General features: G+C 65.8%; 8 protein-coding genes. 5 read left to right on the top strand and 3 right to left on the bottom strand.

Annotated elements, in window-relative coordinates; translation table 11 throughout:
- The first annotated feature begins 76 nt into the window (after positions 1-76).
- The 4 genes from amrB (at position 77) to CSQ85_RS05415 (ending at position 5,882) form a co-directional block, all read left to right on the top strand.
- Complete coding sequence (gene amrB / locus CSQ85_RS05430) at positions 77-1,699, top strand: AmmeMemoRadiSam system protein B (protein ID WP_223846857.1); 1,623 nt, start codon at positions 77-79, stop codon at positions 1,697-1,699.
- Between the two features lie 25 nt (positions 1,700-1,724).
- On the top strand, positions 1,725-2,843 hold the full coding sequence (gene amrS / locus CSQ85_RS05425; protein WP_190972907.1) for an AmmeMemoRadiSam system radical SAM enzyme: 1,119 nt from the start codon (positions 1,725-1,727) through the stop codon (positions 2,841-2,843).
- A gap of 87 nt (positions 2,844-2,930) precedes the next feature.
- Entirely contained in the window at positions 2,931-4,733 is a 1,803-nt protein-coding gene (locus CSQ85_RS05420) for a proline--tRNA ligase (protein ID WP_190972906.1), read from the top strand.
- A 297-nt stretch (positions 4,734-5,030) separates the two neighbouring features.
- Positions 5,031-5,882, top strand: coding sequence for a single-stranded DNA-binding protein (locus CSQ85_RS05415; protein WP_190972905.1), 852 nt, complete (start codon positions 5,031-5,033; stop codon positions 5,880-5,882).
- A gap of 87 nt (positions 5,883-5,969) precedes the next feature.
- Here CSQ85_RS05415 and CSQ85_RS05410 read toward each other — a convergent pair whose 3' ends face one another.
- The 3 genes from CSQ85_RS05410 to CSQ85_RS05400 all read right to left on the bottom strand — a co-directional run bounded on the left by CSQ85_RS05410 (position 5,970) and on the right by CSQ85_RS05400 (position 10,935).
- A complete protein-coding gene (locus CSQ85_RS05410; RefSeq protein WP_150383193.1) occupies positions 5,970-8,237 on the bottom strand; it encodes a M13 family metallopeptidase in 2,268 nt (755 codons plus the stop codon).
- A 137-nt stretch (positions 8,238-8,374) separates the two neighbouring features.
- Complete coding sequence (locus CSQ85_RS05405; RefSeq protein WP_190972904.1) at positions 8,375-10,039, bottom strand: SIR2 family protein; 1,665 nt, start codon at positions 10,037-10,039, stop codon at positions 8,375-8,377.
- Positions 10,040-10,146: 107 nt separating this feature from the next.
- On the bottom strand, positions 10,147-10,935 hold the full coding sequence (locus tag CSQ85_RS05400) for a 3'-5' exonuclease (protein ID WP_223846856.1): 789 nt from the start codon (positions 10,933-10,935) through the stop codon (positions 10,147-10,149).
- A gap of 278 nt (positions 10,936-11,213) precedes the next feature.
- Between CSQ85_RS05400 and CSQ85_RS05395 the strand changes: the two genes are divergently transcribed.
- On the top strand, positions 11,214-13,451 hold the full coding sequence (locus tag CSQ85_RS05395) for a GTP-binding protein (RefSeq protein WP_150383254.1): 2,238 nt from the start codon (positions 11,214-11,216) through the stop codon (positions 13,449-13,451).
- Positions 13,452-13,462 lie beyond the last annotated feature (11 nt).

The raw sequence follows: 13,462 nt of genomic DNA, 5'->3' as shown, positions 1-13,462 counted from the left end.
TGATCCTGCCGCTTTCGCGGGAATGGACGATCGCGCTCGCGGACGACTACGATGGGACGTGAAAGAGGTGGTCGTTATGGTGCGTGCCGATTTCATTCGTCCGGCGGCGGTGGCCGGGGCCTTCTATCCCGACGATCGTGTCGTATTGAAGAAGATGGTCAACCGGCAGCTCGACTACGGACGCGAATTGCTCGCGAAGCTGGAGGATGACGACAACGGCGGCGATCCGCTGCCGCAGGGCGCCCCCAAGGCGGTGATCGTGCCGCACGCCGGATACGTGTACTCCGGCACGACCGCGGCGCTCGCCTACGCGCTGCTCGAACGTGGACGCGGCACGATCCGCCGCGCGGTGATCGTCGGGCCGACGCATCGCGTGGCCGTGCGCGGCGTCGCCTGTTCCTCGGCCACGGCGTTCGCGACCCCGCTCGGCGCGGTTCCGGTCGATGTCGCGTCCGAGCGTCGTGCGCTGGGACTGCTGACCGACGATGACGGTGACGCGGACGGGACGGACGAACCGGACGATGTCGGCGGCGCGCTGTGTTCCGGCATGCGCGCCCTGCCCGACGCTCCCGCCCAGGCGCTCATCGTCAACGATCCGACGCACGCGCAGGAGCACGCGGTCGAGGTGCAGATCCCGTTCCTCCAGACCGTGCTCGACTCCGATCTTGAGATCGTGCCGCTCAACGCCGGCGACGCCAGTCCGCGCGAGGTCGGCGACGTACTGCGCGCCCTGTGGGGTGGTCCCGAGACCGTGATCGTGATCAGCTCCGACCTGTCCCACTACCATCCCGAGGAGTACGCGCGCGAACTCGACGACGAGACCATCGACGCGATCGCGCACCTGCACGGGCCCATCCACCCGCGTCGCGCATGCGGGGCGTACCCGGTCAACGGGCTGCTCGACGTACTGACACGAGGGTTGCGTCCCGCGACGTCTGCGGCATCGTCGATCCGAGGCCACGCGGACGAGGGTGACGTCGCCTTCGACCTGCGGCTGCTCGGCCGCAGCACCTCCGGCGACGACGGTGTGGTCGCGCTCGCCGGCGAACCGCGTCCCGAGATGCGCGACCCGTACGAGGCCGTCGTCGGCTACTCGTCGTTCGCGGTATGGCAGCAGGATGCGTCCGCCGACCGCGGCATCGTGCTCCTCGAACTCGCCCGCGCCGCGATCCGCGAGCATCTCGGACTGGATGACGATCCAGCGGGCCGTCCGGACGCGATCATCGCACGGCATCCGTGGCTCGACGAGCCCGGCGCGAGCTTCGTCACCCTGACCGAACACGGCGACCTGCGCGGCTGCATCGGCACGCTCGAAGCGTACCGGCCGCTGGGCCGGGACGTGGCCGACCACGCGGTCGACGCGGCCAGCCGCGACCCGCGGTTCACGCCCGTGACGCCGCGCGAATACCCGCTGCTCGACGTGGAGGTGTCGGTGCTTTCACGCCCCGAACCGATCGCCGTGCGCTCGCGGGCCGAGCTCGAAAGCACGCTCAACCCCGGCGAGGACGGGCTCATCCTCACCGATGGGCGCGGCCGTCGCGCCACGTTCCTGCCGCAGGTGTGGGAGCAACTGCCCGACCCGCACGACTTCGTCTCCCATCTGCTCGCCAAGGCCGGCATCTCGCCGCATCTCGACTGGGATCATGGCGAGATCGAGTGCGAACGCTACGGGGTGACGGCCTATGCCGAACGTGAGTGACCTGCGGACTGCACGGACTACACGGATGACGCGAACGAAAGAGACCGACGCGTTCGGCCCGGCCCGAGGCCGCTGGCAGACGCGGTTCGACGATGGCACAGGCCGCGCCCGCTGCGAACTGTGCCCGCGTCGCTGCGTGCTCAAACCCGGCCAACGCGGCTTCTGCTTCGTGCGCTCCAACCACGACGGCGTGATCGTGTCCGACACGTACGGCCGCAGCTCCGGATTCGCCGTCGACCCGGTCGAGAAGAAGCCGCTCAACCACTTCCATCCCGGTTCCAGTGTGCTGAGTTTCGGCACGGCCGGCTGCAACTCCGGATGCCGGTTCTGCCAGAACTGGGACATCTCGCGCGCTCGCGATTACGACCGGCTCGGCGTCGAGGCGAGTCCCGGGAAGATCGCGCAGGTCGCCGCCGATCGCGGCATCGACTCGGTCGCGTTCACCTACAACGATCCGATCGTGTTCGCCGAATACGCGATCGACACCGCCGCCGCATGCCGCGCGCGAGGCATCCACCCGATCGCCGTCACCGCCGGATACATGGCCGCGCCCGCCCGCGCCGACTTCTACGACGCGATGGACGCCGCCAACATCGACCTGAAGGGCTTCACCGAGGACTTCTACTGGAAGGTCACCGGCACGCACTTGCAGGACGTGCTCGACACCATCGACTACGCCGTCAACGAGGCGCGCACCCCGGACGGGCGTCATGTGTGGGTCGAGCTGACGACGCTGCTCATCCCCGGACTGAACGACGATGACGCGCAACTGCACGCCGAATGTACGTGGATCCGCGAGCATTGCGGCCCGGACGTGCCGCTGCACTTCTCCGCGTTCCACCCCGCGTGGAAGATGACCGACGTGCCGCCCACCCCGCACGCGACGCTCACCCGCGCCCGCGGCATCGCATTGGACGAGGGACTGCACTACGTCTACACCGGCAACGTGCACGACACCGAGGGCGACACCACGTACTGCCCGAACCCGGATTGCCGGGCAAAGCTCGTGGTGCGCGACTGGTACCGGATCGTCTCCGACCGGCTCACGGGCGGGACGCCGGCAGGAGAGGGCGGGAGCGACGGACGGGACGCGGAGGGCGTGCGATGCCCGGAGTGCGGGACCGTGATCGCCGGCAGGTGGTGATCGCGGGCGGAACGAGTGGAACGGGCGGAACGAGTGGAACGGATGCGCGTCACCCGCTTGTCGGTTGACGTGAATATCTTGGAGCGTATGACTTCCAATACCCTTCGTATGTCTACCCTGTTCCTGCGCACCCTGCGCGAGGACCCCGCCGACGCGGACGTCGATTCCGCCAAGCTCCTGCAGCGCGCCGGATACATCCGCAAGGCCGCGCCCGGCATCTGGACCTGGCTGCCGCTCGGCTTGCGCGTGCTCAACAAGATCGAGGACATCATCCGCGAGGAGATCAACGGCATCGGCGCCCAGGAGGTGCACTTCCCGGCCCTGCTGCCGCGTGAACCGTACGAGGCCACCCACCGCTGGGAGGAGTACGGCGACAACATCTTCCGTCTCAAGGACCGTCATCAGGCCGACTACCTGCTCGCGCCGACGCACGAGGAGATGTTCACGCTGCTGGTCAAGGACATGTATTCGTCCTACAAGGACCTGCCCGTCACCCTCTACCAGATCCAGACCAAGTACCGCGACGAGTTCCGTCCGCGCGCCGGACTCATCCGCGGCCGCGAGTTCATCATGAAGGACGCCTACTCCTTCACGATCGACGAGGAGGGCATGCGCAAGGCGTACTACGACGAGCGCGGCGCCTACGAGCGCATCTTCCAGCGTCTCGACCTCAAGTACGTGCCCGTGTTCGCGATGTCCGGCCCGATGGGCGGTTCCGCGTCCGAGGAGTTCCTCGCCCCGATGGCCATCGGCGAGGACACGTTCGCGCTCGCCCCGTCCGGCAAGGCGTGGAACGTCGAGGCGCTGCACACGCCCGAACTGCCCGAGATCGACGCGTCCGCCACCCCGGCCGCGCACAGGGAGACCACGCCGGACGCCAAGACCATCGAGCAGATGATTGAGCGCGCCAACGCCGACCACCCGCGCGCCGACGGCCGCGAATGGCAGGCATCCGACATCCTCAAGAACGTGGTGATCGCGGTCAAGCACGCCGAGGACAACGAGCATGACCAGCCGTGGCGCGAGATCGTGGTCGTGGGTGTGCCCGGCGACCGCACCGTGGACATGAAGCGTCTGGAGGCCCAGTTCGCCCCTGCCGAGATCGAGGAGGCCACCGAGGAGGACCTCAAGGCCCATCCGGAGCTGGTGCCCGGCTACATCGGCCCGATGGCGCTCGGCCCGCAGGCCAAGGCGGCCGGCGTGGAGGAGTCGCTGCGTTACCTCGTCGACGCGCATGTCGTCAAGGGCTCCGCATGGTTCACCGGCGCCGACGAGCACGAGGTCGACTACTACGACCTCGTCTACGGCCGTGACTTTGAGGCCGACGGCACCGTCGAGGCCGTCGAGGTGCGTCACGGCGATATGAGCCCGGACGGCTCCGGCCCGTTGAGCTTCGAGCGTGGCGTCGAGATCGGCCAGGTCTTCCAGCTCGGCCTCAAGTACTCCAAGGCTCTGGACTTGAAGGTCCTCGACCAGAACGGCAAGGCCGTCCCGGTGTGGATGGGCTGCTACGGCATCGGTGTCTCCCGCGTGCTCGCCTGCATCGCCGAGACGCATCACGACGACAAGGGCCTCGCCTGGCCGACCGTCATCGCGCCGGCGCAGGTCCACGTGGTCGCCACCGGCAAGGACGAGAAGGCGTTCGAAGGCGCCGAGAAGCTGGTCGCCGAGCTCGAGGCCAAGGGCGTCGAGGTCATCTACGACGACCGCAAGAAGGTCTCCCCGGGCGTCAAGTTCAAGGACGCCGAGCTGATCGGCGTGCCGGTCATCGCCGTGGTCGGCCGCGACTACGTCAACGACGGCACCATCGAGATCCGCGACCGCGACGGCGAGAACAAGGTCGCCGTGCCCGCCGATCAGGCCGTCGAGGAGCTGGCCAAGCGCCTCTGACGGTGGTCGTTTTCGCCTGACAGCCCCCTCAAATGAGGGGGCTGTTTTTGTTTTCCTATGGGGCTTATCCACAAACACGTCCGCGGTGAGGGGCTTCGTCCACATCGCCCGGTCGGGCTTGCCTGTCTGCTCCGGTCCGGCGCACGCTGGGGTCACCGAAGGGCGTCGTCCGCGGTGTCCGTGTGTGCTGCGATGTCCTGCTTTTCCTATGGCGTCCGCGTCCCGGCGCTCCTTCGGTCCATCAATCGATCGCGACGGCCAACGGCGGCCGATCGCATACGGAAAGGACCAATCGACATGGGCATCCAACAGATCCAAGTGACCGTCACCGGCAATCTCGGTGCGGACCCCAAATCCTTCGGCAAGAGCATCGACGCTCCCGCCTGTTCGTTTCGACTCGGGGTTACTCCACGATATTTTGACTCGAACAGCGGGCAGTGGCGTGACCGCGAGACCACGTGGGTGGGTGTGCGCGCCTATCGCACGCTCGCTTCGAATATCCTCGGCTCGCTGCACAAGGGCGATCCCGTCATCGTGACCGGCACGCTCCATTCGGAGCGTTGGCGCAAGGAGGGCGAGCAGGCCGACCGGTTCACGCCGGTGATCGACGCGGTCGCGGTCGGCCACGACCTGAGCCAGGGCGTCGGCCGGTTCCGCCGTGCCGGACGTGAGCAGCCTGCCGCCGGCCAGAACGGTTCGGACGGGCAGCAGGGAGCGCCGGGTCAGTCCGCCGGACAGATGACTGGGCAGAGCGGCGCGAGCATCGCGAACGCGCCGACCAACGATTCGGTATCGAGGATCCCGTCTTCGGCGCGACCGGTCGACATCCTCGGCGCTCCGTCGGAGGATGTCGACGAGACCGGCGGCACTGAGATCGTGTACGGAGCCGCCGGCGGAGACGACGACGATGGCGTGGTCGACGATGGCGTGGTCGACGATGGCGTGGTCGACAATGACGGGGATGACGGCGGAACCGTGACGGATACCGGTGACGGAACCGCCATCAATGAGAGAACCACCGATGAGACCGGCACCAATGAGACCGGCGCCGGCGCGGGCACGTCGAACCCCGTCCTGCGCACCGGCTCCGGAGGCTCATGGTCGACCGCTCCCGATCAGGGCGACGAGGACGGTTCCGACCCGTTCTGATCCCTGACCTAACACCATAATCACACGCAAAAACGGCGCCCGTACGGCATTCATCGTACGGGCGCCGTTCACTGTGGAATCAGCACGTCACCAGATGCGCACGCGCTGGTCGGGCGCGAGGTACATCGGATCGCCGTCCTTGACATCGAACGCCTTGTAGAACAGGTCCACGTTGCGCACGATGCCGTTCGTGCGGCATTCGGCGGGGGAGTGCGGGTCGATCTGCAGGTACTGCTCGGCCAGCTCGTCGCGGTTCTTCGTGCGCCAGATCGACGCGTAGCTCAGGAAGAAACGCTGCAATCCGGTGAACCCGTCCATCTCGGGGGCGGTGGCGAGCGACGCCTCGATCGCGGAGGCCGAGCCGTCCTCCTCGCGGCCCGCGGCCTTGTCGAGCGCGAACGCGTACGCCTTGAGCGCGATGTTCACGCCGCCCAGATCGCCGATGTTCTCGCCGATCGTCAAGGCGCCGTTGACATGCGGAGCCTTGTCCGGCTCGTCCGCGTACTTCTCCTCGAGCTGCTTGGGCACGAACGCGTTGTACTGTTCGATGAGCGCCTTCGTGCGCTGCTCGAAGTTCGTCTTGTCCGTGGGCGTCCACCAGTCGTTGAGCTTACCGTCGCCGTCGTACTGGGAGCCCTGGTCGTCGAAGCCGTGGCCGATCTCGTGGCCGATCACCGCGCCGATGCCGCCGTAGTTGGCCGCGTCCTCGGCGTCCGGGTCGAAGAACGGCGGTTGCAGGATCGCGGCCGGGAAGACGATCACGTTCATCGTCGGCTCGTAGTAGGCGTTGACCGTCTGCGGGTTCATCAGCCACTCGTCCTTGTCGACCGTCTTGCCGACCTTCTCCAACTGGTAGCCGGTCTCGTAGAGGGACGCGGCCTTCATGTTCTCGGCGAGCACGGCGTCCTCGTGCACGTCCAGGGCCGTGTAGTCGCGCCAGTGGTTCGTGTAGCCGATCTTCGGCGTGAACTTGGCGAGCTTCTCCAACGCCTTCGCCTTCGTCTCCTCACCCAGCCAGTCGGAGTTCGTGATCGACACGCGGTAGGCATCGATCAGGTTCGCGACGAGCTGCTCCATGCGCCGCTTGGAGCTTTCCGGGAAGTGACGACGCACGTACTCGCGGCCCACATCCTCGCCGCAGACGCCGTTGACGAGGCTCACGCCGCGCTTCCAGCGGTCACGCTGCTTCCTTGCGCCGGACAGCACCTTGCCGAAGAACGAGAAGTTCGTGGCGTCGAACACGCGCGACAGCATGGAGGCGGAGCCGACGATGACGTGCACGCGCGCCCACAGCTTCAGATCATCGAGTTCGGCCGCGTCCCAGAACGCGTCGAGTCCGGTCAGGAAGCTCGGCTCGTGCACGATCACCCGGCTGAACACGTTGCGGAAGTCGAGCGGCTGCACGGTCGCGGCCGGCGTCGCGTCATAGGCGCGCTGCCACGCGTCGATCCACGCGTCGAGTCCGAAGTGCGAAAGCGACGCGGCCAGATCGGCGAAATCGGTGGGATTGTACGTCTTCACCGAATCGCGCGTGGCGACGTTGTCCCAATGGTTCGCGGCGATCCGCGTCTCCACGTCCAGGAACCTTCGGGCCATGTCGAGCGCGGCCTCGCTCGGCGTGGGGATCGCCACGCCGTCGGCGTCCGCCTCATCCTCGTCTGCGGTGCGGGGCAGTTCGTCGTCGACGTTCGGGTTGTCCTCGGCGGCGGGCGCGTACCCCGCGTTCACCAGCTGCGTGGCGATCATCGTCACGAACGCCTCGCGCACCGGGGCGTAATGCTCCTCGCGATAGTAGGCTTCGTCCGGCAGGAGGATGCCGCCCTGTTCGATGTGCGCGATGTTGAGATCGGGGTCGCCCGGGTCCCCGTAGACGGCCACGCCGAACAGGTCGGGGCCACCGGCCGGGTTGAGACGGCCGAGCACGCGGGTGAGATCCGTCTTGTCCTGGGCGGCGTCGATCGCGTCGAGTTCCGGCTTGATCGGGCTGATGCCCGCCGCCTCGATCGCATCCGTGTTCAGGAACGAACGGTACAGGGCGCGCGATTTCGCCGCCGGCGCCGCGATGGCGGCCACGGCGGCCGCGGAGGCGTTCGCGTCGGGCGCATCGGCCGTGCCGACGCCCTGCGTGTCCTCGTCCTCGAGGATGTCGCGGATCTGGTCCTCCGCGTTCTCGGCGAGCTTGTCGAACGAGCCGTAGCGGGAACGGTCGTCGGGCAGACGGTACGTGTCGATCCAAGGGCCGTTCACGTAACGGAACAGGTCGTCGGCGGGCTTGACGACTCCGGAGAACGATGCCGGGTCGATGCCGGACTTCAATGCGCTGGTCGCGCCGGTGGTTGCAGATGCTTCACTCATACCAACCACAGTAGTCGGCACGGGGGAGCGGAGGCGCGTTCGTCCGCTGCGTGCTGTCAGTGAATGTTCTGTTCCGAAATGGATAAGGGTTGCCTGCCGGGAGGTATGCGACTATCCTTGGAAGCAGGATTGCAGGCTTACGCGTGGCTTGGGTCCGATGTCGGTGACGCCCCCGCTGATCCGTTGGGTTCCGCTATAAGAGTTGGAGCTGATGACGGTGACTGTGGGGGCGTACTGGTTTTCAGATAGTCTCTGCCGTATTTGAGGAAATCGTAGATTCTGATGTCCTTGCGCAATACGTAGTCAAGCTGTTTGCCGGCCTTGAGCATGCCTTTTGCGGTGGTTTTCAGCAGCATCTCGAGTTGGTTGACGTCGATTTCCGATTGATGAAGCAGAATGAGATGTTTGTAGGCATCATCGGGGAAAGCCTTGATAAGGCCATCGATGCTGGCGTCTGACAGCTTTGTACGACTATGCTCCCGTATCTTTCGGTCCGTGTTATTGAGATACGACTCCATTGAGGTCTTTGTCGCGATCTCCTGTTGGGTTCGTGGTCCCAACGGGTCGTCGTAGCGGCGCAAGTAGTAGTACATGGGGACGCCGCCTTGTTTGAGCATCGCGTCCATGTATTCTCCTACGACAAGTTCGGGAGAGAACTGTTTGGTGCCGAACAGCACATCTTCATACAGATCGGACAAGGTCACCTTGCGCCCGTAGTCCATCACGCCCACGCCTACGATGACGTTCTTGTCGGGCGGTAGTTCGTCCATATGCGAGAGTTCCACGGCAACCACGCTTTCGGCGTCTTCCCCGGAATACGATGCCCTGTACAGTTGCCTGAGAATCTGGTTGAGCACCTTCGGCGCATACCGTTGGTTGGTCTTCGCGATGGCTTCGTAGATCGGCGTGAAATCCTGCGTGCGGATGCCGGTCATCTCCACCACTTGGCTGTCGTTTACTTCGTAGCGGTTGGATGTGATCGTGTGATCGGCCGAATACTCCACGAAGATGAAGCGTTTGGCGATCTCTCTGGCGCGGCGTTCTCCCGCACAGGACGCGATCGACGAGATGATGTCGCGGATGTCCTGATCGTTCATTGAATAGCCGAGGAAGATGATCGGATACTCGCCGAAGATGGTGAGGATCTTCGATGTCAGGTAATCACGGTGTTCGCCGAGTCGCTGGTAATCCCGTTCGTCGATGACCATCGATTCGGGATCGTCGGCCGAGCCGTGGATCTTGTATATCTCGCCGATGCCCATGAGCGGTGAGAACAGCAGATCGTCCTGCTTCACGTACACGTCGTACTTGGGGAAGACCGATTCCATGAGGGAGTCGTAGTTGGTGGTGATGACGCCGGCCACATGGCGTGTCGCTCTGCGCAGGACCTCCAGTTCTTCGGACAGCTGCGTCGGTTGGAAGGTCTTCAGATGGTCGGCGATGTACACCTTCATCGGCTCGATACCGGATTCGAACTCCTCCTGATACGCTTCGACCCATGCCGCATATTCCGGACGATTGACCGCATCGAGGAAATCCCTCTCCATCAGTGTCGCGATGCGTGGATAGACCGTGTTCTTCCTGCCATCACCCTCGGCGGAGGCGGCGAGCTTGTACTGATAGTACGGTTTCATCGGGGCGCCTGCGCTTTCGCACACCCATTTGAGCAGCCCGTCCCAATCCTCGGAACCCATATATCGGCGGGAGATGCCGGAACCCACGAACAGGAAGGGGACGCGGTTGGCTTCGGTGAGCAGGCGGAGCACCGTGTCTCGCACCTGCGTATTGAAATCCTCGGCCATCGTCATCCCCCTTTTGAGCCCCTGCCACTGTGCATGTTCCATGCTACTGCGGTGTTCAGCAGCAGGTGAGGCAAGCTTGGTTGCGTTACACAGTCTATTGCAGCGCGTTACAGCAGCGTGAGCTGACGGTGGATGACGGCGTCGTTGCCCTTGGAGGTGACGTCGGCCCAGTCGATCGAGCCGAAGCCGCGGCCGGCGTGGCGGTCGGTGTAGCGGTGCATCCATTCGAGGCACTGCTGGGTCTGGATCGCATCGCTCAACGCGCGGTGCTCCTCGTTGTCGGCGATGTCGAAGCGCTGGATCAGGTCAAGCAGGCGGTGGTGGCGCTGCTCGGGGAACAGCACGCGGCTGATCTGCATCGTGTCGTAGTCGACGCAGGAGAACGGGCCGCCGAGCACCTTGCGTGCGTTCCAATCGAGGAACCGGATGTCGAAGCTCACGTTGTGGCCGACGATCGGCTCGAACGGGACCGCGGGGATGGCGGCGGAATCGTTCGAGCCGGTGGCGCTGTCGGAATCGGGCGCGTAGGAGGCGTCCGGATCGGCCGAGACGCCGTCGGCCAGCCACGAGACGAACAGGGGGAGCACCTCGTCGATCGTCGGCAGGCCGGCGACCATCTCGTCGGTGATGCCGGTGAGCTTGACCACCTGCGCGGGGATCGGGCGCAGCGGGTTCACCAGCTGCTGGAACCGGTCCACGATGCGACGGTCGCGTACGCGCACCGCGCCGATCTCCGTGATCGAGCAGCTGTTCGGGTAGAAGCCGGTGGTCTCCAGATCAAGCGTCACATAGTCCGCGGGGAAGCCTGCCGTGCCCGCGCGGCCCTCGGTCGGGGAATCGGCGGAATCGTCGGAATCGTCGGCGCGGCCGAACGTGCTGATGCCGGAAACGGTCACTGTGTGCTCCTTCACTTGCAATGCGTCATGCGTGGGGTCGCGGGCCCTTCTGCCGAGTCGCGTCATGCGTGCCACGCCCCTGTAACCGGACAACACCGGACAGGGCGGCCGGGCGCTACCCTGAAATGCTCAATCCATAGTAGATGCACGAGTAGATGCGCACATGGAGACCGACGTGTGACCGACTCGGGCATCGGGCTATATTGGTGAACCATATCGGACGCGACGGAAGCCGAAGATGGGAAACGAGAGGAGACGAGCGGACCATGACACGGACCATGACACGGATCGTGGCGGGAATCGTGGCGCATGTGGACGCCGGCAAGACCACGCTGTCGGAGGCGTTGCTCTACCGCACCGGCGAGATCCGCAAACTCGGCCGCGTGGACCACGGCGACGCGTTCCTCGACACCAACGCGCTCGAGAAGGCGCGCGGCATCACGATCTTCGCGCATCAGGCGCTCGTTGAACACGGCGACCTCAAACTCACCCTGCTCGACACCCCCGGACACGTCGACTTCGCCGCCGAAACCGAACGTGTGCTGCGCGTGCTCGACTACGCGATCCTCGTCGTCTCCGGCACCGACGGCGTGCAGGGCTATACGGAGACGCTCTGGCGGCTGCTGGAACGGTACGGGGTGCCGGTGTTCCTGTTTGTCAACAAGTGCGACGCGCCCGGATTCGACCGTGACGCGACGCTCGCCCAGCTGCGCTCGCGTCTGAGCGACGCGGTGCATCCGCTGCCGGCGGTCGTCGGTCCCTCGTCCGGCGATGTCGCGGTGCCGTTCGGCGATGAGATCGAGGACGTCGCCGCGTTGGACGAACAGGCGATGGACGAGTACTTCGATTCCGGGGTGATCACGCTCGACCGTGTGCGCGCGATGATCGCCGCGCGCGAACTGTTCCCCGTGTTCTTCGGCTCCGCGCTGAAGCTCGACGGCGTCGAGGAGTTCCTCGACGGGTTCGCCGTCTACGCCCGCGAACCGCGGTGGCCCGCCGACTTCGGCGCCCGCGTGTTCAAGATCTCGCACGACGACAAACACAACCGGCTCACCTGGCTCAAGGTGACCGGCGGCACGCTCAGGGCGAAATCACTCGTCGACACCGGATCGGTCGAGAAGATCGATCAGGTGCGCGTCTACAACGGCGCGCGATTCGACATCGCGACCGAACTGCCCGCCGGATCAGTGTGCGCGGTCACCGGGTTGGAGCATACGTTCCCCGGCGAGGGGCTGGGCGCCGAGACGGACGCCGAATCGCCCGCGATGCAGCCGGTCCTCACCTACACCGTGCTGCCGGCCGGCGCCGGAGAGTCCGGTCCAGCGGCGTCCGGTACAGGCGAATCGGGCGACGCGGCGGAGACGGACGGGTCGACTCCCGCGGCGCGTCCGTGCTTCGACGACCTCACCCTGCACCGGGTGCTGACCGCGTTGCGCGAGCTCGAGGACGAGGACCCGCTGCTGCACGTCGTCTGGGTCGAGCGCGTGCAGGAGATCCATGTGCAGCTGATGGGCGCGGTCCAACTGGAGATCATCCAGCAGACGCTGCACGAGCGCTTCGGACTGGATGTGTCGTTCGGCGCGGGGTCGATCCTGTACCGGGAGACGATCACGAAACCGATCGAGGGCGTGGGGCATTTCGAGCCGTTGCGCCACTACGCCGAGGCGCACATCCTGCTGGAGCCGGACGAGCCGGGCAGCGGCGTGCACGTCGCCTCCGCGCTGTCCGCGAACGAGCTCGACCGCAACTGGCAGCGCCTGATCCTCACGCATCTGATCGAACGCGAGCACTTGGGCGTGCTCACCGGTTCGCCGCTGACCGACGTGAAGATGACCCTGGTCGCAGGCAAAGCGCATCTGAAGCACACTGAGGGCGGCGACTTCCGTCAGGCCACCTACCGCGCGATCCGTCAGGGGCTGATGGAGGCGCGATCCGGCGTCGTCGGGCATGCGGTCGTGGGACATGACACGGTTCGGCCCGAATACGAGATCGACGAGGACGAGGAATCGCAGGAGTCGAACGGCGACGCGACGACGAATGGGACGCAGCCGGACGCCGACGCACGCGCCGAAGCGGTCGCGCGGATGGCGAAGGCCGTGGCCGCGGACCCGGGCAACTGCGTCGTGCTGGAACCGTGGTACCGGTTCCGCCTCGAAGTGCCCGCCGACATGCTCGGCCGCGCGATGAGCGACATCCAGCGCATGTCCGGCACGTTCGCCCCGGCGACGATGGACGGCGATTACGCGCTGATCGAAGGGGCGGCTCCCGTATCCGAGATGCGCGACTACGCGATGGACGTCAACGCGTACACGCACGGGCGCGGACGGTTCTCCGCCACGTTCGGCGGCTACCGGCCGTGCCACGATCAGGCACGCGTCATCGAGCAGGCGGCGTATGACCCGGAATCGGATCTGGAGAACACGCCCGATTCGGTGTTCTGCGCGCACGGCGCCGGATACCCGGTCAAGTGGTACAAGGTGCCGGAGTTCATGCACCTCGACTACGCGACGGCGTGAGGGCGAGAGGC

Origin of the sequence: Bifidobacterium rousetti (assembly GCF_008698235.1) — a bacterium.
GTDB classification, from domain to species: Bacteria; Actinomycetota; Actinomycetes; order Actinomycetales; family Bifidobacteriaceae; genus Bifidobacterium; species Bifidobacterium rousetti.
This window is presented reverse-complemented; position numbering and strand designations above follow the sequence as displayed.